General features: G+C 33.9%; 13 protein-coding genes. 8 read left to right on the top strand and 5 right to left on the bottom strand.

From position 1 onward, the window contains the following. Window positions 1-31: 31 nt before the first annotated feature. Window positions 32-2,572, bottom strand: a complete 2,541-nt coding sequence (locus OOK82_RS03385) for an ankyrin repeat domain-containing protein (RefSeq protein ID WP_264704455.1) — start codon at window positions 2,570-2,572, stop codon at window positions 32-34. A 113-nt stretch (window positions 2,573-2,685) separates the two neighbouring features. On the opposite strand from OOK82_RS03385, the gene mutS reads away from it, so the two are divergent. Continuing rightward, entirely contained in the window at window positions 2,686-5,196 is a 2,511-nt protein-coding gene (gene mutS, locus OOK82_RS03380) for a DNA mismatch repair protein MutS (protein WP_264704454.1), read from the top strand. Window positions 5,197-5,257: 61 nt separating this feature from the next. On the opposite strand, the gene OOK82_RS03375 is transcribed toward mutS, so the two are convergent. Next, window positions 5,258-6,634 (bottom strand): ankyrin repeat domain-containing protein, encoded by a 1,377-nt coding sequence (locus OOK82_RS03375; RefSeq protein WP_264704452.1) that lies wholly within the window; start codon window positions 6,632-6,634, stop codon window positions 5,258-5,260. A gap of 133 nt (window positions 6,635-6,767) precedes the next feature. On the opposite strand from OOK82_RS03375, the gene aspS reads away from it, so the two are divergent. Together aspS and OOK82_RS03365 are read left to right on the top strand one after the other, a co-directional pair. Continuing rightward, complete coding sequence (gene aspS, locus OOK82_RS03370) at window positions 6,768-8,570, top strand: aspartate--tRNA ligase (RefSeq protein WP_264686546.1); 1,803 nt, start codon at window positions 6,768-6,770, stop codon at window positions 8,568-8,570. Between the two features lie 35 nt (window positions 8,571-8,605). After that, a complete protein-coding gene (locus tag OOK82_RS03365; RefSeq protein ID WP_264704451.1) occupies window positions 8,606-9,868 on the top strand; it encodes an MFS transporter in 1,263 nt (420 codons plus the stop codon). A 7-nt stretch (window positions 9,869-9,875) separates the two neighbouring features. Here OOK82_RS03365 and OOK82_RS03360 read toward each other — a convergent pair whose 3' ends face one another. Further along, window positions 9,876-10,799, bottom strand: coding sequence for an RluA family pseudouridine synthase (locus tag OOK82_RS03360; protein WP_264704450.1), 924 nt, complete (start codon window positions 10,797-10,799; stop codon window positions 9,876-9,878). Window positions 10,800-10,907: 108 nt separating this feature from the next. Continuing rightward, on the bottom strand, window positions 10,908-13,265 hold the full coding sequence (locus OOK82_RS03355) for an ankyrin repeat domain-containing protein (protein WP_264704449.1): 2,358 nt from the start codon (window positions 13,263-13,265) through the stop codon (window positions 10,908-10,910). Between the two features lie 173 nt (window positions 13,266-13,438). Here OOK82_RS03355 and OOK82_RS03350 point away from each other — a divergent pair, with 173 nt between their 5' ends. Then, the gene (locus tag OOK82_RS03350; RefSeq protein WP_211908158.1) at window positions 13,439-14,725 is read left to right on the top strand and encodes a Na+/H+ antiporter NhaC family protein; all 1,287 of its coding nucleotides are present in this window, start codon (window positions 13,439-13,441) and stop codon (window positions 14,723-14,725) included. Between the two features lie 174 nt (window positions 14,726-14,899). Here OOK82_RS03350 and prfB read toward each other — a convergent pair. Continuing rightward, a protein-coding gene (gene prfB / locus OOK82_RS03345; RefSeq protein WP_264704448.1) for a peptide chain release factor 2 occupies window positions 14,900-16,001 on the bottom strand; the annotation gives its coding sequence in 2 pieces (ribosomal slippage) (window positions 14,900-15,934 and window positions 15,936-16,001; 1,101 coding nt in all). Window positions 16,002-16,156: 155 nt separating this feature from the next. Here prfB and mgtE point away from each other — a divergent pair. The 4 genes from mgtE to OOK82_RS03325 all read left to right on the top strand — a co-directional run bounded on the left by mgtE (window position 16,157) and on the right by OOK82_RS03325 (window position 25,023). Next, window positions 16,157-17,527, top strand: coding sequence for a magnesium transporter (gene mgtE / locus OOK82_RS03340; protein WP_064085731.1), 1,371 nt, complete (start codon window positions 16,157-16,159; stop codon window positions 17,525-17,527). A 489-nt stretch (window positions 17,528-18,016) separates the two neighbouring features. Next, on the top strand, window positions 18,017-21,268 hold the full coding sequence (locus OOK82_RS03335; RefSeq protein ID WP_264704447.1) for an ankyrin repeat domain-containing protein: 3,252 nt from the start codon (window positions 18,017-18,019) through the stop codon (window positions 21,266-21,268). A 406-nt stretch (window positions 21,269-21,674) separates the two neighbouring features. Further along, window positions 21,675-23,402: an ankyrin repeat domain-containing protein gene (locus OOK82_RS03330; RefSeq protein WP_264704446.1), complete on the top strand. Its 1,728-nt coding sequence runs from the start codon at window positions 21,675-21,677 to the stop codon at window positions 23,400-23,402. 382 nt (window positions 23,403-23,784) lie between these two features. Further along, window positions 23,785-25,023 (top strand): hypothetical protein, encoded by a 1,239-nt coding sequence (locus OOK82_RS03325; protein WP_264704445.1) that lies wholly within the window; start codon window positions 23,785-23,787, stop codon window positions 25,021-25,023. Window positions 25,024-25,066: the final 43 nt, after the last annotated feature.

The following is a 25,066-nucleotide window of genomic DNA, read 5'->3' as shown; positions in this document are numbered from 1 at the left end:
TTTTTGCAATTTAAACTTAAGCTAAGCAACACTAACCTTGCTGGCGAATTTTCTCTATGTTCTGTTGTACAATAGGAAATAAAGATATATTTTCTAATGAAGAACTTACATGATATATGGAATCTACTTCCTCAGGCCTTTTAAAATATCCCTGCTTAATAGCGTCGTAGACAGAAGAACCACCAAGCAAGCAGTTCTCACCTAACTCTTCTTTATAATTTTTAAACTTTTCCAATATTTCCTCCTTGTTACTCACTTCTACTATAATTTTTCCTTCATCTTGGACATCAGAATACAATCTAGCATCTACTTTTCCCAAATCAGTATGAAAAGTCAGTACTATATTACCTATAAGGTCAGTATAATTTCTTACCCCACCTTCTGTTAAAATTTCTGTCTCGCTTTCACCGATTGCTATCACGTCTCTTCGAAATTCTGTGCTTTCATCTGTTCCATTTACGATTTTTGCAACCTCGACTATACTATTCTTTGAGTATTTCAAGTAGAAAGTGAAGTTGTCCATTTTTGCCTCTTTTACCTTACCAGTAGTTGCGTTTTTTGCAGCTTCCAAAAACCTTAGAGAGTAATGTATATAGCTTTTACGTGCTTCTTTAAGATTAGCTTTGTGGTCTTTAAACTTCTCTAGTTTATCAATTACAATTATACTACTTAGAGTTTCAAATACTGCACCTCTTTTTACCAAATTACATACTATGCGACTAGCAACTTCTATGTCCCTTTCACCTTGAAAAATCTTTAATTCACTAATTCTTCTTATTACATAATCTGTAAAATTATACCTACTCTCATAAGTATTTTCATATATATTTCCCTCACGAGTAAGATTGAACCTTACCCTAGATTTTATAGCTTCATTTACAACCTGTTCTAGCTGATTTATGTCTTGAACTTCATCTAATTTACAAAAATATTTACCTGGATCTTGCTCATCTAGTAGAAAATCCTCCCCCCATAGATTTACACTTTTGCACAAATACTTTTTTCCATTATAGTCAACTTGTGTTTTTTTACGAAAAGTTCCATAAATAACATCATCAGTTAAAAAGTACTCTTTAGTATTAAGGTTGGGATTATTAACTGCAAATTCTATTGGGGTTTTACCTTTTTTATCCTTTATATCAAGATTAGCTCCTTTCCTTAGAAGCAATTTGATAATTGTATCACAATGACCAGAACGAGTAGCATAATGTAAAGGTGTTCTTCCTGTGTCGTCCTTTTCATTAGGATCAGCACCTGAATTCAACAGTAAATCTATGAATTCTCCCGCATTGCTACATTCCATACTTGATAGAATATGCAGTATTGTCAGTTTAGATTCTCCTCTTTTAAGGTTGAGGATGGTTTTTAGATCTTGATTACTTTTATGATCCAGTAAAAATTTTTTAATTTTTTCAACATCGTTCTTATAATCCTTATAAGTAACATGTGGAAAGTCTTTAAAAGTACTTAAGAATTTTTTATTCAACTCCTTCTGACTCTCTGTTAAGTTGGACATGTCAACAAGCCACGTAGATATCAACTTACCAAATGCACCTCTTTCAGCAATATCAGTTAAAGAACAGTCATTGCGAAGTACCAGTGAGTATTTAATCAATTCATATTCATCATCCTCTTGTTGCTGTGTTTCTTCTGCTTTCTTAGAGTGCTTAAAATCATTTTTTATTAATTCAATCAAGAGCTTTAATGTGTTAAAACTTTTATGTCCCAATAAAGGATCTGCTTTGTTTTCAAGTAGAATTCTTGCTATTTCTGAATAGCCATTTCTAATAGCCCAGCATAACGGAGTACGCCCGTATTTATCCGCTATGTCAACAGCAGCTTCCTTTTCTATGATAGCTTTTACTATTTCCACTTGGCAATTTTCAGCAGAAACAGCATGATGTAATGCAGTACTCTCAGCCTGACTTACTGCATCAACATTAGCTCCCGTGTCTAATAGGAGTTCTACTATCTCTTTATTTTCATTGTGAGCAGCACAATGCAAAGGAGTACACCCATTTTGATCTGCTGTATTAACATTAGCCCCGTTTGCTATGAGAACTTTTATTATCTCTGTATAACCAAAGCGAACAGCAGCGTGTAAAGGAGTTATCTTAACTTTACCTACTGCATCAACATTAGCCCCCGTGTCTAATAGGAGTTCTACTATCTCTTTATGTCCATTGTGAGCAGCACAATGCAAAGGAGTACACCCATCTTGATTTGCTGCATTAACATTAGCCCCGTTTGCTATGAGAATCTCTACCACTCCTATACTACCACTTGCAGCAGCAAAGTGTAAAGGATTCCATCCATCTTGATCTGCTGTATTAACATTACCCCCTTTTTTTATTAAAAGCTCTGCTATCTTTACAAGATCATTTCTAGCAGCTATATGTAACAATGTACTTTGATCATCGAATGTATAATTTATGTTAAATCCATTATCTTGCCACTTTTTATACGTGTCTGGATCTTCTTTTTCCAATTCCTCTTTTACCCTTTCGATTATATTGTTCTCATTTAAGTCACTTATTGTCCTTAATATTTTTAACAACCGTTCATATTCCATAATTCTACCTCAAACTATTTGTTTTTGTACTATAGCTAAAAAAAATTATTGATCCATAATAAAATAACCAACACCAGAGTAAGTGGTTTGCTGCTAACATATTTAAAAATGTTATGAACTTAATAAGAGAAAAAAATACCCCTGTAATGGAGCAATATTTAAATTTGAAAGCTCAATACACGGATCATCTATTGTTTTATAGACTGGGCGATTTTTATGAATTGTTTTTCGATGATGCTATTAAAGCTGCGAAATTGCTGAATATAGTGCTAACCAAGAGGGGCAATTCAAATGGGCAAGAAATACCAATGTGTGGAGTGCCAGCACACAGTAGTGAGTCTTACCTGCACAAGCTAATAGATTTAGGATTCAAAGTAGCAATCTGTGACCAATTAGAAACTGCTGATGAAGCAAAAAAGAGGGGCTATAAATCCATAGTAAAACGTGATGTAGTGCGAGTTGTAACTCCAGGTACAATTATAGAAGATTCACTACTGGAGGATAAAAGCAATAATTATCTCGCATCCATAGTTGAACAAAATGACGAATATGCTATTAGTTGGCTTGAATTATCGACGGGAAAATTTTTTCACATTTTAACGAGTTTGAAAGCTCTAGATAGTGATTTATTGCGTATATCACCAAGAGAATTATTAATTTCTGAAAAATTCACTGAGGACGAAAAAATTAGATCGATTTTAAAAAATTATAAAATATCAATTACGCAACACGCACAGAGCTTTTTTGAGTATAGTAAATCTCACAGAACGTTATGCGAGTTTTATAAAATCAGGGAACTTGGGAGTATAGGAAATTTCAGCAAAGTAGAAATCATGGCGTGTGGTGCACTGCTTGAATATGTCAGAGTAACACAAAGGGGCTCCATTCCAAGACTTGAATTCCCAAAAACCTATAAGCAACAAAATTTCATGCTTATTGATGCTTCAGCAAGGAGAAACCTTGAGTTGTTTTCAACTCAATTTGGTGAAAAGAAAGGTTCACTAATTTCAGTTATTGATCACACAGTAACAGCCTCTGGTGGACGCCTGCTCAAACAAATGCTCGCTTCACCCCTTGCTTGCTCTAAGGCAATTAATTTGAGGCTCAGCACCGCTCAATTTTTTGTAAATAATCATGAGCCACGCAGAAAAATACGAGAGATATTATCTAACATTCCAGATATTGAGAGGTCTTTATCGCGCTTAATACTAGGGCGTGGTTCACCAAAGGATATGAACCTATTAAAAATAGGCCTAGGAAAAACTTTAGAGTTGTCTGAGTTTCTGTCTAACTTGCATAATTATTGTTTAAGTGAAAAATCAGAAATTAACTCTCAGATGTCATTCCAGTGCTTGACCAGAGAAAAGGAACCAGTGTCTACTACTCAGGTGATAAGTAGTGACGAAAGTGAACTAAGCACAATACATAAAAGCCTTGGCAATCATAAAGACCTATTTGAACTGTTAAATAGTGCTATACTTGATAATAACCTCAGTTCCGTGAAAGAAGGAGGATTTATTCACTCAAAATACAACTCAGAATTATCTGAGTTATCCTACATATTAAATAATAGTAATAAACTAATAACCAAACTCCGTGAATCTTATCGCGACCTAACTGGTATTGCCGCACTTAAAATATTACATAACAACATACTCGGTTATTACGTTGAAGTGTCGGCAAATCACAAAATAACTTCGGATATATTTATTCATAGACAAAGCTTAGCAAATAGCATGCGCTACACTACTAATGAGTTGAAAGAACTAGAAAGTAAAATTCTTACGGCACGTGATGCTGCAATCGGCTTAGAAATGAAAATTTTTAGTGAACTGTGTAGTGAAGTCGCTCAAGAATCTGAAAAAATTGCTCTTGCTGCAAATGCTTTGGCAAAACTTGATATTAGAACCGCGTTTGCAGAGCTTGCAGTGCAAAATAATTACGTAAAACCCATCATTGATGACAGCAAAGAGTTCAATATCTGTAGCGGAAGACATCCAGTGGTTGAAGTTAACGATAAATTCATTGCAAATAGCATCAATTTAGCTGGTATACATCTAATTACTGGTCCTAATATGGCTGGAAAAAGCACTTTCTTGAGGCAAAACGCTCTCATTGCAGTTTTAGCTCATATGGGGTCATTTGTGCCAGCAGAGAGTGCGCATATTGGAGTGATTGACAAGATATTCAGCAGGGTTGGCGCAACGGATAATATAACAGCTGGTTATTCTACCTTCATGGTAGAGATGATCGAAACAGCAACGATAGTAAATCAGGCAACGGACCGTTCCTTGGTGATACTTGATGAAATTGGTAGGGGCACAGGGGTGTATGATGGATTATCTATTGCACAGGCGGTGATTGAACATATTCACAATGTAAATAAGTGCCGCGCCATTTTTGCAACTCATTATCATGAATTAACTAAAGTAGGTGAATACTTAGAAAATGTGAAATGTTTTTGTATGAAAATAAAAGAATGGAACGGAGAGGTTATCTTTCTACATGAAGTAATTGAAGGCATTGCAGATGAGTCATATGGAATACATGTAGCAAAACTTGCTGGTTTTCCTGACTCTGTTTTAAATAGAGCAAGTGAAGTGTTTGAGGAGCTAAAGGCTTGAGGAAAGTAACATTATATTACTCCACAATTATGGAGTTTTAGCAATCTATGGCGCTTTAATTTTAGTCAGCTTTCTGAGTAGCTGAATTAACGTAGCATTGATCTATTGCCACATTGGTCAAGATTCCAATTCCACCACCTACAACTGCACCTACAGCTCCTAATGCTAGTTGAGTACCAATTCCAGCAGAAGACCCAATGATTAATGGAGCAAGAAAATATAATGCTAAAGCGCAAGTTATTGCAGCTACACTTATAACAGCCAGCTTTCTCGGACAAAAATTTTCTGGTGCCTCAGCACTAGATATGAATGATGATTTTACTAGATTTTTTCTACTTTCATGATCTAAAAAGCCACTCACTGTTCTCATTATAGGACGGGTAGAGCCGTCACCAGTCAAGTCAATTCTATCTTCCACTATATCATGAAGTTCTTTAACTTGAGCTTTATATTCGTCCCAGTAGACTGATAACTCTTGTTGGTCATTGAGAAGATCTGGTTTATTTGAAGTTGTTAACCAGTGTGAGTCATGTTCCAAAATATATCGAATTGTAGCTTTCCCTATATCTATATGCCCTTCAGTAATTGCATACTTTAAGACACCTTCTGCTTTTTCCCTTCCAACATTAAGATCAGCACCAGCTTTTATCAATAATTCTACTATCTTTGGAGAATTATGAAATATAGCAATATCTAAAGGGACCATCTCATTACAATCTTTAATATTTAAGTTTGCTTTTTGTTCTATTAAATAACTTATAAATTTTAAGGTTTCATCAGATTTTTGATCGTCTATGTCTTTATATTTGTAATATATTCTAATTGCAAAATTCAACGCAGTTTCACCCTTTAAAGCACTACCACCAATAATTAAGTTCTGATAGCTTTTTACCTCTTGATTTATTAAGTTAACATCCGCGCCGTTTTCTATTAAAGCCTTAGCTCCTTTGAAATTGCTTTTTGCAATTTGCAGATGAAGTAAGTAACGACCAAGATGATCAGTTGCATTAGGATTTGCACCTTGTTCAATCAAATACCTTGCAATTTTATCATTAAATTTGTGATCATAAGTTGCAGATTGTAGTGGCTCAGGATTTTGCTGTAACTCATGTTTAGCTATTGATTTATTTATCTCACAGATTGATTTTACTAACCCTAAATTTCTTTTCATAATCGCCTTTTTGACTGCAGCGCTGAAACTTACACCTTGCTCTATTAAATACTTAGCTATTTCTTCATCAACAGCATCACCTAATAAATTTGTACCGCTTTGGGAATTAACGTCAGTAACAACATCTCGAATAATGGAACTATTTTTCTCAAAAATTGACTTTACTTTTTCTGAATCATTTTTGGTAACAGTATCAACAAGATCTTTTATTACAGCATCCACCCTCTTTTTTTTAGCCAACATTTCCTCTAATTCTTCAGAATTCATAAGTATACCTCAACACACACAATCAAAAAAATTATATCCAAATCAGAATTGTTTGTAAAGGATTTTTAGATATTAGCTTGCCCAAAGGTTAATTTATTTTATAATCTTTCTGTATTCTAGAAATTTCAATTAAATGAACTGCTATAAAACTCACGCGTGTAATGAATTAAGGAAGAATGATGTAGAAAAGGAAGTTACTCTCTCTGGGTGGCTGTACCGTAAACGTGACCATGGTAACCTAATCTTTGTTGATTTAAGAGATTTTTATGGAATTACTCAACTGGTATTCAATAATGACAAAGACTTTTTTGATGAAATTTCAAATTTAAAATCAGAAAGTGTGATTACTGTCACAGGAATAGTCAAAGCTAGAACTGAAGACACGGTAAATAGCTCTATTTCCACAGGAGAAATTGAAGTTATAGTTAGTAATTTACAAGTTGAATCGGAAGTTGAGTTCCACTGTGATGAAGAAATAGCAAAAGAAGAAAGGAGTATATTAGCAAGTATCGCCGGTGAGCAAGAATACCCAGAAAACATGAGATTTAAATATCGTTTTCTTGACTTAAGACGTGAAAAAGCCCGTAACAACATTATTCTGCGTTCACAGATCATTTCAGAGCTCAGGAGGCTCATGATAGAGCAAGGATTTTTGGAAATTCAAACTCCAATACTTACTGCCTCTTCTCCTGAAGGTGCACGTGACTACTTAGTGCCAAGCAGACTAAATCCTGGTAAATTCTATGCATTACCACAAGCTCCACAGATTTTTAAGCAGTTGCTTATGGTTTCAGGGTTTGATAAATATTTTCAAATTGCACCTTGTTTTCGTGATGAGGACGCAAGGGCTGACCGTTCTCCTGGGGAGTTTTATCAGCTCGACCTTGAAATGTCTTTTGTGACTCAAGAAGATATATTTCAGGTTATTGAGTCTAGCTTATACAAAGTATTTGCCAAATTTTCTCGCAAGTCTGTCGATAAAGATTTTCCACGCATTACATACAAAGATGCAATGCTCAAATATGGCTCTGATAAGCCAGATTTGCGTAATCCGTTATTAATCAGCGATGTTACGGAAATTTTCTGTGATTCAGAGTTCAATATTTTCAAAAACAATATCGAGCGTGGTATGGTAGTGAGAGCCATTCCTGCTCCTAAAACAGCAGAGGAACCACGCAGCTTCTTTGATAAAAAGATAGAACATGCGCAAAGAGAATTCGGTGCTAAGGGCCTTGGATATATAACGTTTGATAAAGATGGTACTGCGAAAGGCCCGATTGCTAAATTCCTCGATGACAATAGGCTAAACTACATAAGAGAAGTAACGAATGTAGGGCCTGGAGATAGTGTGTTTTTTGCTTCTGACAAAGAGAATGAGGCAGCAATAATTGCAGGGAAAGTGCGTATTCTTTTGGGATCAGAACTAGGTCTTATAGATGACAATATCTTCAAATTCTGTTGGGTGATTGATTTTCCTTACTTTGCGTATGACGATAAAAGTAAAAAAATTGATTTCTTTCATAATCCATTTTCTATGCCACATGGTGGCTTGAAAGATTTAGAAGAAAAGAATCCACTGGATATCCTTGCTTACCAATATGATCTTGTTTGCAATGGAATAGAGCTGTCAAGTGGAGCAATTCGTAATAACAAACTAGATATTATGTACAGAGCTTTTGCCATTGCAGGCTACAGTAAAGAGGAAGTTGATACAAAATTCGGTGCGCTCGTGCGTGCATTTAGGTTTGGAGTGCCACCTCATGGTGGAATAGCACCAGGGGTTGATAGAATGGTTATGCTGCTTGCTGATGAGCCGAACATTCGTGAAGTAATCTGTTTTCCTATGAATCAGCAAGGTGAAGATGTTCTAATGGGTGCTCCTTCTAAAGTAGAGGATAAGCATTTACGTGAGTTGTCTTTAAAGGTTGTTGAATAAAAATTTTTATAGCGGAGTGTGGTAAACTGGAAGTTATGAACAATATTCAAAAAGCAATACTATCAAGCATAATCTGCAATATGATTATATGGTATGAAGTAACTCTGTTTGGAGTTTTAAAGCATATAATAAGCAACGTTTTTTTTCCTTCAGAAAGTGATTATTTAAGCACAATCAAATTTCTTGGCAGTTTTGCAATTGGATTTGGATTTAGACCACTTGGTGCATTTATTTTTGGTTACATTGGAGATAAATACGGCAGAAGGAAAATTTTGCTGACTTCCGTAATATTAGCTTCGATATCATCTACTGCAATTGCGATTATACCAAGCTTTAAAGAAATAGGAATATTTTCTCCTATGCTGCTTCTGCTTTGTAGAATAACACAAGGAATGGCAGCAGGTGGAGAAACAAGTATCAATTCAGCTTTTTTAATAGAGCATTCAAGCGATAAAAAAAATCTAGGCTTTTTAGGTAGCATGAAAGCTTTTAGTGGTGCTCTTGGTTCTATTACATGCTTTGTAATGATAGCTGTTTGCAAAAAGTTTACAGGTGAAAATTATGAAATTTGGGGCTGGAGGTTGCTCTTCTATTTCTGCTCTGTTATGGGTGTAATAGGCTTTTTAATAAGGTACATAATGGAAGATAGTCTAGCATATAAAACTCATGACCAAAATAAAAGCTTATCTAATTCTCCCTTTTTAGAATTAATCAAGAATTATAAAAGAGCATTTGTGATAGCAATTGGACTTGGCATTGCTCAAAACGCAATTGTTTATTCAGTAATCATGTTTTACAACATATCTGTAAAAGAGCTTATTCTTTCAGATATTGATATTAAAAATGTAGTAAGGATTATGGTTGAAATTACATTTGGGACGTCTGCAGTGCTGTTTGCAATACTGTCTGATAAAGTTGGAAGAAAAAACGTGATCATTCCTACGTTATTAGCTTTAGCTTGTGTCAGTTTGCCGGTACTTTCGCTATTATCAAATGATAACCACTATATTGTAACGCTCACTTTTCTATTAATAAGTGTGCCGATAGGCGCATCTTTTGGAATATATAATTCTCTCGCCTGCGAGTTATTTCCAACAAAAGTTAGATGCACTGGCTTTAGCCTCGCACATAACATATCTGCAGGTATTTTTGGCGGCCTTTCTCCATCGATATGCATGTGGCTTATAGAAAAAACTGAAACAAAACTTGCAGCAGGCATTTATCTTACTATCTGTGCATTAATTAGCCTAATATCTGTACTTCAAATTAAAGCCAAAGATAGAAAAGTTGATTGGTGAAATCGTTTCAGTTGAAAGATAGCACTTCAATAGATTTTTCGATGTGCCTAGGGATAGGAGCAGTAATAGTGATTACTTTATTATTTGGCAATTTTAAAGATAAAGAATGCGAATGAAGGTGGATCTGATTTACTACCCCATCGATAAAAGCTTTTTTGCCACCATATTTACCGTCACCAAGAATAGGGCAATTTATATGAGCTAAATGTGCACGCAACTGATGTGTCCTGCCGGTAATTGGTTGTAATTTTAAATAAGCAACATTATGTTTTAATCTTGATATAATTGAAAAATGCGTAGTGGCATTTTGAGGTGAGTCTTCATCAATAACTACTTTTTCTTGCCCTGAAATATATTTTTTCACCAACGGGTAGTTTATTATTCCATTATCTTTGCTCGGTATACCAGAAGTTAATGCTAGGTAAGTTTTTTTTATCCTCCGTCCTTTAAATTCTTCCATAAGGTATCTTGCAACACTGGCATTGCACGCGAATATTATTACTCCGCTTGTATCTCTATCAAGTCTATGGACAATTTTAAATACTTCCCCTTCTCTTATTTGGTCAAGCAAGTCACTAATGCTAATTTTTACCTTTATACCGCCTTGAACGATTATTCCTGCTGACTTGTTTATAGCTAATATATACTCGTCTTCATATAGTATGTTGTCTCTCAGTAAATTTACTAATTTTTCATTATATTTACGATCAGAATTAGTGTTTTCAATATAATCTAAGTATCTTATCGTTATAGTTTGCCCAGAATTCACTCTATCGCTGGATTTTGCCGTGCAATTATCAACCTTGATTAATCCTTTCCTTAAAGACTTCTCAATTGCAGATTGTTTCAAATTGGGAAAAATTCTTCTAATGTACCTATCGAGCCTAACGTTATTGTCTTCTACTAATATGGTTTTGATACCTTCTGACATCTTACTTATAAAAATTTTATTGTGTAAACTAAAATCTAACATACCTAATGTACTCCTCAGTTTCAGCTACTTGCATCGAGTGCTGCGTGCTGGAATTTAGAGGATTATTTAACTCTTTATAACAGCTTCATATTTTCCTACAGCTGAGTAAAGTGGTAACAATGATAGTTTCTCGATCATAGAGAGGTGAGTATTAGGCTCTTTAGTACTAGGGCCTGGACACGCTTCAGTGTTAGGCCCTGACTTCATACACTCAATGCCGTTAGCTAAAGATGTTACTCTTCCTACATTAACATTTTTAGTGCGATATGACCACCTGTAAGGACTATGTAATATTTGTTCTTTTACTCCATCCATTTCATCTGGACACGCTTTAGTGTTAGTCCCTAACTGCACACATTTAATGCGGTCAGTTATAAGTGCTACTCCTTTTCCATTAAGTTTAGCGTTATACTGTAATTGTTCAATTTGATTAGCTTGATCTCTTATCATACGTTCAAAGCTGATAGATAGATTATGTGATTCTATTTCTCTCAACATATGTGATTCTATGTGTTGCACTGTCATTAATTTTTTGTTTCTGAGTATACTTGATTCTAAGTCAAGCTGTGTAAGTATAGCTATTGCTCTTTGTTCTGCTTCCACTAGAAGATTACTTATACCTTGACGTTCAGCTAAATCTCTTACAGTTTCACCACAGTGATCAGGCAATGAAGTATTTGCGCGATAACATAGTAAGGTCATTACTACTATCCAGTGTCTACGTTCGACAGCATAAGCTAAAGGAGATTGCCCAGAGCTATCCTGTGCATTAACATCTACTCCATATAAAATTAAGATCCTTACTACTTCCGGATGGTTATACTTGGCAGCTTTATGTAAAGCAGTTGATCCTAAATCATCATCTGCATTAGCATTTACTCCAGCTTCTAATAGAGCATGTACCATTAGTGTATCACCATGTCTGGCAGCACAACGTAAAAACTCAGCTCCCATCAATTTCATCACATCCTTCCATATTCCAAGTTGTATCATAGTAGTTACTGCTTCTAGATAATTATATGGACAAATAGAAAGTAATATTTTCTGTGAATCATTCGTCTCAATACTTGCTCCATGGGCTATTAGATAATACATTACTTTTCTATTGCCTTTTGTAGCAGCACAATTAAAAGGAGTCCATCCCCATGCATCCTTATGGTTAACATTTGCTCCATATTTTATTAAGAGCTCTACTGCTCCCACATTACCATTCGTAGCAGCAATATGTAAGGGAGATCGTCCAATTAAATTATCCTCTAGATTAACATCTGCTCCATGTTCTGATATGCACTTTAATAGGTCTTCTAATATTGAAATATCGTTCTTTGTAACAGCCCAATATAGAGGAGTCCATCCAAATACATCTACTATCTCAATATTTTTGTCGATATTCTTGTCGTTTTTTATTATACAATCCACCATTGCTCTATCAACATTTGCAACAGCAATATGTAAAGGAGTAAGTTTAAGCGCCCCATTCTTCTTAACATCTGCTCCATTATTCATTAATAACCTTACTACTTCTTTATGGCCATTCCTGGCAGCTTCATATAAAGCAGTCAAGTTCATCAGATCTTCCACATTAGGATTTACCTTCTTCGTTACTAAGATTTTTATTATTTCTATATCGCCATTTACAGCTGGCTGATATAAAGTAGTCCGTTGAGATGAATCCAACAGATTAACATCTGCCCCTTTTTCTATTAGCTTGCGTGCTACTTCTATGTTCCTATCTTCAACAGCCCAATGTAAAGCAGTCCATTTGAACAACGGACTTGTTGCATTAATATCGACTCCTTCTACTTTAAGCATAGCATTGATTAAATTGTTCAGCTCAAAATCAATAGCTAAATATAATAACGTGTATGAAAAGCGTTCATGCAAACGATCTATTTCAAACCAATAATTTACATTAAACTTATTTTCTTCCCACTCTTTATACACATTTCCACTTTCTTTCTTTAGTCTATTTAGTGTTTCTAGTATCTTTTGTGTATCTAGCATCACTGGTACCTTTTCTGAGATCTTTCGTGCATTTAGCACATCCTCTAGCGCCACTGCTTTTGATTCTTCTGATGTCTCTTGTACACCTAACCTTTTTAGCATTCTTTTTACCATCTGTTGCGCATTTGATACCCTTGACTCCTTTAGTATCTTTTTTACTTCTTCTTTTGTCTGCGGTACATTTACCACCTTTAGTCTCTTTTTTAATGGCTCTTGTGTCTCTTGTACTCTTGTACTCTCGCCTGATACTTCTAATCCATGCGATATCTCTTCTAACATTCTTGATGTTTCTGCTTGCCCTAGTATCTTTACTTCCTTTAATAGCTCTTTTATTCTTTCAATTACATTGTCTTTACTTAAATTTACCTCTTGATCAATTACACCTAATATTATGTTACACTGTTCATATGTCATTACCATAGCTTTACCTCATACTATAGAGTATTTTTTGATGCTATATATTATGGTAGAATAGTCAACGCATTTTCCATAGCGTAACTTGAGAGTCTAAAAGGACTGTTATTAACTTACAGAAAACCAAGCTTGCCTGAAACCACTTAATTGATTATAATCATAGGTTTTAAGGCAGTAAAATGACAGCTTTTTTTCCTTTGGTTATTTTTTTAATCTTATACCTTGGAAGTGGTGTCTATTTTTCCTTTATTGGAATTGATAATCCGCTTCGCCAAGTTTCACCGGTAATTTGCCTACTACCGGCGCTATTTTTTGCTGTTGCATGCAGTGCAGGTAAAATTCAACGTAACATCGATACTGTCATCGAGGGTATGGGCGATAAAAACACCCTTACTATGTGTTTAACTTTTCTATTTTCTGGAGCATTTTCTGTGGTGACTCAATCAATTGGTAGTGCAGATACTGTTGCTGATTTAATTCTCAATTTCCTTCCAGCAAGATTACTACTGCCTGGAGTATTTTTGGCTTCCGCTTTTATATCAACTGCAATTGGTACGTCTATGGGAGTTGTTGTATTAATGGTACCAATAGCTGTTAACTTAGCAAAAAGTGGGGCTTTTGGTCTTGAAATAGGAACTGCAACTGTAGTTGGAGGTGCCGTATTTGGTGATAATCTTTCAATGATATCTGACACTACTATTGCATCTGTTTCTTCACAGGGGGCCACGATAAAGGATAAACTTAAAGTGAATTCTAAAGTAGCATTTGTTGCCAGCATTATAACGCTTGTCTATCTGGCAATTATGGCAGATAGTACAAAAATTATTCCTACATCAAATTTAGATTATTTATCAGTAATAAAGATTATTCCTTATATTTCTTTAATAATCATGGGGTTATTTGAAGTTACTACTTTAGTAACAATAACTATAAATATAATTGTTGCTAGTGTATTAGGGATGACTTTTTTTGACTATACTATCATTCAACTCTCTCATGACATATATGACGGTTTCAAAAAAGTAAACGAGATAGTGATATTTGCTCTATTTATTGGCGGATTGAGTCATATAATGTACAAGCAGGGTCAAAAGGCATTACACAAACTTATCGATGAAAGCAATATCACAAAAACTAAAGCTGAATTTGTAATAGCGGGCATAGCATCTATGTTTACTGTTTTAGTTGCTAATAATACCATTGCTATTTTATTAAGTGGCGATATTGCAAAAAGGCTCGCGCAAAAGCATAATATTCCGTCATACCGTAGTGCATACTTGTTAGACATTTTTGCTTGCGTTACAAAAGGCATTTTGCCTTATGGTTCCCAGCTGCTGCTAGCAGGTAGCATTGCTTCTGTCTCACCTATTTCTTTGTTAACACAAGTTTATTACTGCTTTATTTTAGCAGCAGTTACAGTAGGTGAAATAATCATCAATGGCAGACGTTGCGCGGCTACAACTTAATGTACGAAGATTTCTCTTCATATTACATTTTTGTGCCCATAAGAAATGAGTTGCCATTTTCATCAGCTACTTGGATAATAGATATATTCACAAAATTGTTCCATTTTTCTCAATAGATTTTGATTTTCTTTTCCCCTTATTAGCAGAGCATAAAACTTAGCTTTTTAATAAATCTCATTTTAACTCCAATACACTAACTATGAAACAATCTATATTGCCATCAAAAACGGAATTTATATTGCCAACTTCATGTCCAGTCCTTAAATCCTTTACCATTTGATATGGATGCATAACATACGATCTGATCTGACTGCCCCAACCTATATCGCATTTCTTGCCATATTCTTCGGCCATTTTCTGTTCTTTTTTTTCCAATTCAATTTGATATAAACGTCCTTTAAGTAGTGTAAGTGCTTCATCTTTATTTTTATGTTGAGAACGACCATTTTGGCATTGAGCTACAACGCCTGTTGGAATATGCGTAATACGTACCGCGCTTTCAGTCTTATTTACATGCTGACCACCTGCTCCAGAAGCACGGTAAGTGTCGATCTTTAAATCCTTTTCATCCACAACAATATCTATTGAATCTTCAATCACTGGAGTTACTCCTACACTTGCAAAACTGGTATGACGTTTACCATTTGCATCAAATGGTGATATTCTAACCAATCTATGAACTCCACTTTCGCTTTTTGCCCACCCGTAAGCTTTTTCTCCGATGATCTTTATTGTTGTAGATTTTATACCAACTGCATCACCATCTAATTTTTCTACAACTTCAACTTTAAAATTGTGATAAATTTCTGCCCATCTTGTATACATGCGCATGAGCATCTCAGTCCAATCATTGCTCTCTGTTCCACCAGCTCCTGAGTGGATTTCTAAAAAGCAGTTATTGTTATCTGCTTCACCAGTAAATAAGGATTCTGTCTCTTTAAGTTTGATTAATTTCTCTAGCTTTACTAACTCACCTTTAACTTCAGAAAAAAATTCTTCATCATTCTCATCAATAGCAGATTTCATCAAGCTGATAGCATCGTTGTAATCGCTTTCTAGCTTTGAAAACGATTCTATGTCATGCTTAATTTTAGAGCGTTCTTTTAAAATTTCTTGTGCTTTTTGATTGTCTTGCCACAGATTATCATTCAACGCTTGAGAATCCAGCTCTTCAAGACGCAACTTCAATTTTTCTATGTCAAAGACACCTCCTGATAAGAGAAATACTTTTATTTAAGCCTTGAAAGTATTCAAGGATTTCTGGATGGGTTTTCATTATACTTTAGACTTTAATATATTTATTATCACTAACAATAACAGCAAACAAAATAGAAATTTAACCATATAATAGTTAATTCAAAATAATTTTATTATACTTGAATGTTCAATAAAATCAAGTGTGTATATTTATTAAAAAAATAAGGTAAAGTAATGAATATTAAAACAAGTTCTCATTATGGTTTAGACAAAAAGGCTATTGATGATTTAATAGAGTCTCTCGATAATCAAGAATTAGAGAATGTTCGTAATATTGTAAAAACGATAGATAGCGTTCAGTTAGCTTATTTTTTATCTACTTCGATCAGTGATCACAGGGAGAAATTAGTTAATATCCTCGATCAACATTTGTTAAGTGATGCCTTAGTACATGTAGTACCAGATTTACAAGTAGAGATCATAGAAATATTGGGAATAGAAAATACAGCAAAGTTACTAATGCTTCTTGATATAGAAGACATAGTAGCTATAGTGAAAGATTTAGATAGAAAGTCTATAGAAAATATACTTAACTACTTACCCAATGCAACTCAAAAATTAGTAGAGGAATTGTTATCATACCCAGAAGAAAGTGCAGGAAGGTTGATACATAAAAATATGGTTATAGCTCCATATTATTGGACGATAAATCAGCTAATGGAATTCTTGCGCAACTATAAAAAAATACCAGAAACATTTTATCAAATTTTCATCATTAACTCAAAATTAGAACCCATAGGCATTTTCAACTTAAATAAGGTAATATCTCACTCAGGAGAAACAATAATAAAAGAGATAATGAGTCAAGATATAAAAATAATTAAAACTGGAATGGACCAAGAAGAAGTAGCAAGAATATTTAAAGATTACGCTCTATTATCAGCTCCAGTAGTAAATAAGAATGGTAAAATTATAGGTGTAATCCTTATTGAAGATGTAATCAAAATTGTTCAACAAGAAGCAGAAGAGGATGTGCTTAAAATAAGCGGTGTATCTTCTAAATCTGATATAAATGCCCCTATACATAAAACTATAATTAAAAGACTACCTTGGTTACTGTTTAACCTCTTAGCTGCAACAATATGTTCTATAGTAGTTGGCTTTTTCGATAACGTAATACAAAGTTTTATAGTACTGCCAATAATTATGCCAATCATTGCATCGATGAGCGGAAATGCAGGATCCCAAACAGTAACACTAACTATCCGGGCAATCGCAACAAAATATCTAACTGAGCAAAATGCAAAAAGAATACTGATGAAAGAATTTTTAATAGGTCTTATAAACGGGGTGATCTTATCTACTATTTCATTAGTAGTGTTAGCAATAAGGTTTCACAATGTCAAAGTGGAGATGATTTTTGTGGTCTCCATGATTATGATGTCAATTATTGCAACGTTCATCGGAACTTTCATTCCTATAATGCTTCATCGTTTAAGATCCGATCCTGCTGTTTCGTCTTCAATCTTAACATCAGCAACAACTGATATTCTCTCAGCTCTTATATTTTTTGGTCTAGCCACGATCTTTTTATTAAATAGCTGAATCTTGCTATATAAAAAAATTGCTTTACAAGCTTTACCGTCCACGTTATCATTACTCATAGATGCATTGAAGAAGAAAAATAACAGTCGATAAAGAAATAAAAGTACATGAAACTGAGCTGCTTTAGTTTTAAAATAAAAACTAAAATAAGATGCTAAAGTATGCAAAAAAATTCTTGCTTTGCTAGATCTTTTTAGCTACAATGCAGTCTAACGTAATGAAAACATGGGGTGTGAGCTAGATGCATTGTATTATGTATATCACTCAGAAAGCAATTCTCGATTTTTTAAGAATATATCTATTTTAGTCAGAAGTCAAAAGAAAAGCACACTGTTACTCAGCAATTAAAGTTACTTAGGATTACCGTAAGGTTTCTACAGCAAATTGGTTTGGTACAGCTGCATAAGAATCAAATGTTGAAATCAATCTTCAGAAAAGAGGTTTACGACAAAACAATCAAAATATGAATATTAAAATATAGGCGGCTTTATGTTAGGTAAAGAAAATATAGGAGAACAAGTAGCAGATAATCAAATGGATTATGTAGATGCTGGATCAGCAATAGTTGATTATGAAAATATATTATCTAGTGAAGAACTTCAGTGTGGACGAAGTCAGGAGAGCCCTAGAGTAACAAGATCTTCATCTATAGGCAGCAGTAGTACATCGACTGATGATGAAGAAATGTTTAGCTGTATAAGCATTACAAGTGATGAAATAGTGAAAAAAGCAACTTTTTTTGTTAAGACTTTTGTTAAAGAATTCGAGGAAAAACTATCTGAATGTTCTAAAGAAGCAAAACCAGGTTCAAAAGTACGTAAAACAGGTAAAGTAGTAGCTAAGGTTGTATCAACTGTGGGTAATTATATTCCACCAAGTGTGGAGAAAGTAGGTACTTCTCAAGTTATGGAGTGTGTGAGTTTTGTTTCTACAAACCAACATAGGAAAAAAGCAAAAATATTTTCTACAATAGTTGCGCCTTCAGAAGGTAACTTAAGAAAGATTTTAATAGAAGCTGGCTTGGAAATTTTTCAAAGTTTTGAGAAGCAATTCACTAAAATTGTGGATACTAATCAGTTGTCTTGTAATAGGGGGATTGAGAAGTTAGCAATGGATACTGTATCCAGAGTAATAAATTACACTACATCTTGCAACGAGAAAGGAGAGCTTCCCGTTTCTCGCATAATTAAAGGTGTTGTTTTAGGTAAATCAAAAAGTGACACACTTGCTAAGCAATATTTATGTAAACCAGCGAAATCTTTAGATTCAGAAGTATTTCAACCTGGGTTTCGAGTACAAGATAAGCAAAGTGGTGAAATTTTGCTAACTTCAGCATTATATGAAAATGTAGGAATAAAAAAAATAGAAGGTAATGCTACTAAGTATTATCAATTGAATGAGCATGAAAAATACGGCTATCGGCTTTCCTTTACGTGGGAATTAGAAGAATGGTGGAAGGTAAGCAAAAAATATATGCCCGCTGACCCACCTAAAGAAGAATATGTGTATATCTTAGATGAGGAAAAAAAGAAAAAGTTAGTTAGTAATATATTGAAAGAGATTAATGGAAACGATCCAGTGAGAAAAAAAGATATAGAAAAACTGAATGAAAGGATCGAGAAATTGCACGTATATAGTGAAAACAAAGATAAAAATATATTTTCCTTTAATTTTGGCCACTTACCAGAATTCTTTATAAAAAGAGAGGTGATGTTAGATGAATTAAAAAAGAAGTTAGACAGTAAAAATCAAGAAGTGGAAATGTCACGAGTGGTCTTAATTAATGGGAAACATGGAACAGGAAAAAGTGAATTGGCTAAGAACTGCGTATATAGTAAGAAGAATGACTGGAAGAAAATTGCATGGATAGATGCTACAACATATAGTACTCTTTCACAATCATTTCGTAATTTAGCTAAAGAATTAGAAATTCCTACAGAAAATGATAATGATATGGATTTTAATGTTGTTCGAGATAGAGAAATAGAATCTATTGTCCAGGATGTATACCAGTATTTTCGAGACGTAAAAAGTCTTTTCATCTTTGATAACACCAGTAAGTATAAGGAGATCGAAAAATTTTTACCATCCTATTTTCCTAATTTGTTTTTTCATGGAGAAAAGCCTTACGTTTTAATTACTTCTCGTAGCAAGAATTGGGAAAAAGAAATAGAAAAGACACAGTTGAATGATGGATTTTCTCTAGGAGAAGCTATAACATTTATTGAAAGGGCCTTAGGGATAAAAGATAAATTAGAGAATCGCTATCTAGTAGAGTTAGCAGAAGCGTTGAATTATCTACCATTAGCTTTGGTGCAAGGAGCAGCATATATAAAACAAGAAAAGATTAGTATTAGCGAATATCTAAAACGCTATAATGAAGCAATACAAAAATCAAATCCTGGTCTTTTGGAAGCATTAGGTATCACCAAAGAATTATTTACAACTTTGAAGCTTAACCTTAATAAAATAAGAAGAGAAAAAAATGTTGGGCAGCAATCGCATGATATTGTATCATATATGGCTTACTTGGATCCCAATCAAATTGATATAGAAGAAATTTTTCTCCAGAAGAAATCAGAAAAAGGTAAGCAACAAGTTTTGGATGCTCTTAATCTACTCAATAAGTTTTCAGTGATTGAGCTAGAGGAGTCAATAGCAAGAGTTCATAAAGGGATACAAAAAACAGTAAGAGTAGAGAAAGAACGAACAGGAATAGAAGAAGAAACTTTAAGAGAAATTATGACATCATTTTGCCTTACGAATCCAAATCACGTTAAGTCTGTTTGGAGTCATGCAAGTAAATATAGTAGATTAGTTAATGAATTTATTGATTCTATTTATGATGGAGGTACTATCTTACATTTGCTAGCCAAAGATGGTAATGAAAAGGTTATTAAGCTGATATTAGAGAAAATATATCCTGATAAATTAAGTAAAGTTATTAATGCTATTGATGAAAAGAATTTTACTTCTTTAGATTATGCTATCATACATGGTCACTTAGGTACTGTTCAGCATCTTGTAAGGAAAGGGGGTGATGTAAATCTAAATAACACAAAAGGTATGAATCCTTTGCACTTTGCTGCCGTATATGGTCACTTAGATATTGCTAAATACCTTGTAGCGCAAGGGGCTATAATAAAATCATTAAACAAAGATAGTATGTGTCCTTTGCACTTTGCTGCTATATATGGTCACTTAGATATTATTAAATACCTTGTAGAGGAAGGAGCTAGTATAAATATAAAGGATAAAAATAACATGCGTCCTTTGCACTTTGCTGTTATATATGGTAGATTGGATATTGTGAAATATCTTGTAGAGAAAAGAGCTAATATAAATCTACGTAGCAAAGAAGGTGAGAGTACTTTGCACTTTGCTGTTATGCATGGTCAGTTAGATATTGTTGAATACCTTATAGAGAAAGGAGCTATTATAGATAGACAAAATGAAAAAAATATGAGTCCTTTGGACTATGTTATTGTATATTCTAACTCAGAAGAAATTATTTATTATCTTGAAGATATGCACTTAGCTCCAGACTTAAAAACACAATCACATAAAAGAAACCTAGAGACATTTGATGAACATACACTACCTAAAAAAAGAAAATTAAAAAATATAAGTGAAGCATTGCAATTTGAAGATAAAAGCACAGTTAACTTAACTCATAGGTCACCTATATCTTCATTTAACAGCGTCTCTGTACAACCTGCAAACAAGGACTTAAGACTATAATTTTACAGTAAGCTATTTAATTTTATGAGGGGAATTTCAAAAAAACAGAGAAATAAAGTAATAAATTGATATAAATTCGCGTAGAACAAGTGGTAGACCAAGATCCCAAAACAAATTCTTCTCTCACTAGCTAATGTTGTTTGCTGGAAATGGTTATATTGTTTAAATTTTTAGCAATATGTAATACTAATTCATTAAAAAATGGAAAAGAAGAATTATGGTAAGAAAAGTTTATGCTTATCTTATAATAAAAGTGCAATAGAAATTTTCCTAAAGAAAGCAAAAATCGCAGAAGTATACAAAAAAAAATATAAGCATTTATAGTACTCAAAAATGTAAGTACAGTAATGTTAAGAACTATTAAGTATTTATGCTGCATAATGTATCTATAGGTTAGAGGTAATTTATGAACAGAAACACACAATCACAGAAAAATATTCAATATAAAATGTTAATAGCGGCTGCTAATTATAAAGCATTTAGGGAAGCTGCTACTGAAGGTAATATTGAAACGTTGAAATTTCTATTGGACAGAGCGAAACTACTAGATTTACAGTGTAAAATGTTGGCAGTTAATGATTATGAAGTATTTAGAGAAGCTGCCGGTAATGATAATGCTGAAGTATTAGAGCTGCTGCTGAATAGAGTAGAATTACCAGAAGAACTACATACAATGTTAGCAGTGAAGAATTATGAAGCATTTAGAGAAGCTGCTGTTGAAAGTAATATTAAAGTATTGGAGCTTCTATTGGACAAAGCAAAATTACTAGATGTAAAGTATAAAATGTTGGCAGCTAATAATTATGAAGCATTTAGAGTAGCTGCTTATGCAGGGCACACTGAAGTACTGAAACTCTTATTGAATAGAACAGAATCATCAAATGTACAGCGTGAAATGTTGGCGGCTAATAATTATGAAGCGTTTAGAGTAGCTGCAGATGATGATGGTGATATTGAAACGTTGGAGTTTCTATTGGACAGAGCGAAACTACTAGATTTACAGTGTGAAATGTTGGCGGCTAATAATTACGAAGCGTTTTGGGAAGCTATCAGTGAAGGTAATATTAAAGTGTCGAAGTTGCTCCTGGATAGAGCAGGATCACTAGAAGAACAACATGCAATGTTAGCAGTGGAGAATTATGAAGCATTTAGGGCAGCTGCTGACAGTGGTAATATTAAAACGTTGGAGTTTCTATTGGATAAAGCGAAATTACTAGATGTACAGAGTAAAATATTGGCAGCTAATAATTATGAAGTATTTAGAGTAGCTGCTACCGGTAATGGTAATATTGAAGTGTTGAAACTACTGCTGGATAGAGTAGAATTGCCAGAAGAACGACATAAAATGTTGGTGGCTAATAATTATGAAGCATTTAGAGAAGCTGCTGCTGAAAGTAATATTAAAGCATTGGAGTTTTTATTGGATAGAGCAGGATTGCCAGAAGAACAATATGCAATGTTGGTGGCTAATGCTTGTCAAGCACTCAGAATAGCTGCCAGTGAAGGTAATATTGAAGTGTTGGAGCTACTATTGGATAAAGCAGGATCTCCAGAAAAACGACATGCAATGTTGGCGGCTAATAATTATGAAGCGTTTAGGGTAAATACTGTTCATGTTGACATTAAAGTATTAGAATTTCTATTAGATAAAGTAGGATCACCAGAAAAACGACATGCAATGTTGGCGGCCAATAATTATGAAGCATTTAGAGAAGCTGCTGCTGAAGTTGATATTGAAGTGTTAGAATTTCTATTAGATAAAGCAGGATCACCAAAAGAACAATATGCAATGTTAGCAGCTTATAATCATAAAATGCTTTCTTCCCATATAATTGAGAGCCATGAATATTCTTCTGAGGAGTTCAAAAGGATGTGTCTTGAAGCTGTGATAAACTATAATAGTAAGGAAATGCTTGATACAGTGCAGTCAAACCTTTTCCCTTCCAGTACCCGTCAAGAAGTAGATGAATCTTATCAAGAGAGAAAGAGAAAATTTGAGGCAATAGAAGATTTATCAAAATCACAGCCAGGACCTTCTGGGTATAAACCACTATCAAGGCATCCTCAAAGAAAAATGTCATGTGTAAATATTGAGCCAGGAAATGGAGAAAGAGAGAAGGTAATGAAATGTTGAGAAAACATTCAAAAAAGTGTGTCAAATCAAAAAATAAATTAATATAAAGAAAAGTTTTTATGTATTGAGTGGTAGACCATGCCATCCCAAGAAAAACACTTCTCACCGACTTTGATTTTGAACGCTGGAAGTGGTTATTTTACTTGAGATCTTAATAATATATTTTGCTAAATTAATACTAGTTTATTTTAGAATAATCACTAAGGTAGACTTATAAAAAACAGAATTAAAAAATGAACAAAAGATCGTATATTAAGACTATTAAGAGCCTTTTACTGAAAACCACTTTAGGTTAGAAAATTTTTCTATAATAGTAATTGACAAAGTTTTAAAGGTAGAGCAATATGCCTAAAATATATTCAATCTTGTTAGGGGGATAAGTATGGATTACGAAAATGTACAAAAGATATTACTAACGTCTATTAAAGAAGATGACCCTCATAAAGGGTTCAAAGAGTTAGAGATTAAGAGATATTGTATTGCATATCAGACATTATTGCGTGAATGGGACAGGACAATAATAACACCATTGATTAAGGAAATTTTAGAAAGCGGAACCTGTTGGAAAGTTGATGATACCTCAGGTCATGTTGAGCTTGATAGGTATGCACTAGGGAAAAAATTATTAACCTTAAAAACTGAAGATGGACAGAAATCTCTTCTTGATTCCTTTGACCGTTATAGAATTGCCTGCTGGTGTTGTTTTGAAGACGAGATAAGAGCTATTTTTGAAGAATTTAAATTAACATTAGGTAGTAAACCAGTAGAGAGTCTAGTTAAGGGATGTGATAAAGGTGCTTTAATGATCTACTGGTCACATGCTATGAATAACCAAGAACATCAGTTGAAGTTAAATAATGAGCATCCATACGTTTATGCTTTTAAGTGTGCAATGCTAGAAAAGCATGTTGAAGCTTTGGAATTCTTCTGGAATAAGTTACAGTCAATTGGTTCTGTATCCCCAAAAAGGAAGGAAGATTTATTAATGGAGGTAGCATATAATAAAGGGCGTTTTTCCACTGACGATGTTGGTATGGTTGATTTCTGTCTACGTTACCTTCATGAAGATAAGTATCATGAGTTATTGAAAAGGGATTTTAAACAACATGGGTGTTATTATACTTTAAGTATATTAAGAAGAAACCATTCTTTCGAAAATGCTAGAAAGCTATTTGAACATTTAAAGCCAGAAGATTTATCTCCTGAAGCTTATAGTACATCAATGTTTTCGGCATTAAACTCGCTTGTTTCTGCACCAGATGATAATTTTATCAAATCTGGTAGTGATATGCTTACCTCTATGTGGAATAGTCCTGGCTTTGAGTCTCATAAACAACACTATTTAAATAAGCTAAGCGAACAACTCTCATCAACCAGAGATTTGGTTGCTTCTCTTATTAAGGGAAATAAAGCTGTTAAAATATTATCTGAAATTGTTAACTCCCTTAGCCAAGAGCAAATGTACTCTATTATGGAAGAAGATAAATCAGAATATGAGCTGTTTATGAGAGTTAGAAACACGCAATTGCATCGTGGGGCAGGTGATACTCAGTTACCAAGTTCATCATTAGATGTAGAAACTATACAGCAGAAGGTAAGTGGTGTTAGAGGCGAAGTGTAGAGTTTCTCTTTTGGAAAATTCAGTTACTTGGACTTATAATGAA

The organism is Wolbachia endosymbiont (group B) of Apotomis betuletana, assembly GCF_947250475.1.
Classification (GTDB): Bacteria; Pseudomonadota; Alphaproteobacteria; order Rickettsiales; family Anaplasmataceae; genus Wolbachia.
Note: the sequence above shows the minus strand (reverse complement) of the source record. Positions and strands in the feature narration are given on the sequence as shown.

Bases quoted from the DNA above. Each gene is read 5' to 3' on its own strand.
- OOK82_RS03355 (WP_264704449.1), bottom strand. From the start codon at position 13,265: ATGGTAATGACATATGAACAGTGTAACATAATATTAGGTGTAATTGAT.
- OOK82_RS03350 (WP_211908158.1), top strand. From the start codon at position 13,439: ATGACAGCTTTTTTTCCTTTGGTTATTTTTTTAATCTTATACCTTGGA.
- mutS (WP_264704454.1), top strand. From the start codon at position 2,686: ATGAACTTAATAAGAGAAAAAAATACCCCTGTAATGGAGCAATATTTA.
- OOK82_RS03325 (WP_264704445.1), top strand. From the start codon at position 23,785: ATGGATTACGAAAATGTACAAAAGATATTACTAACGTCTATTAAAGAA.
- mgtE (WP_064085731.1), top strand. From the start codon at position 16,157: ATGAATATTAAAACAAGTTCTCATTATGGTTTAGACAAAAAGGCTATT.
- OOK82_RS03375 (WP_264704452.1), bottom strand. From the start codon at position 6,634: ATGAATTCTGAAGAATTAGAGGAAATGTTGGCTAAAAAAAAGAGGGTG.
- OOK82_RS03360 (WP_264704450.1), bottom strand. From the start codon at position 10,799: ATGTCAGAAGGTATCAAAACCATATTAGTAGAAGACAATAACGTTAGG.
- OOK82_RS03330 (WP_264704446.1), top strand. From the start codon at position 21,675: ATGAACAGAAACACACAATCACAGAAAAATATTCAATATAAAATGTTA.
- OOK82_RS03365 (WP_264704451.1), top strand. From the start codon at position 8,606: ATGAACAATATTCAAAAAGCAATACTATCAAGCATAATCTGCAATATG.
- OOK82_RS03335 (WP_264704447.1), top strand. From the start codon at position 18,017: ATGTTAGGTAAAGAAAATATAGGAGAACAAGTAGCAGATAATCAAATG.
- aspS (WP_264686546.1), top strand. From the start codon at position 6,768: ATGAACTGCTATAAAACTCACGCGTGTAATGAATTAAGGAAGAATGAT.
- OOK82_RS03385 (WP_264704455.1), bottom strand. From the start codon at position 2,572: ATGGAATATGAACGGTTGTTAAAAATATTAAGGACAATAAGTGACTTA.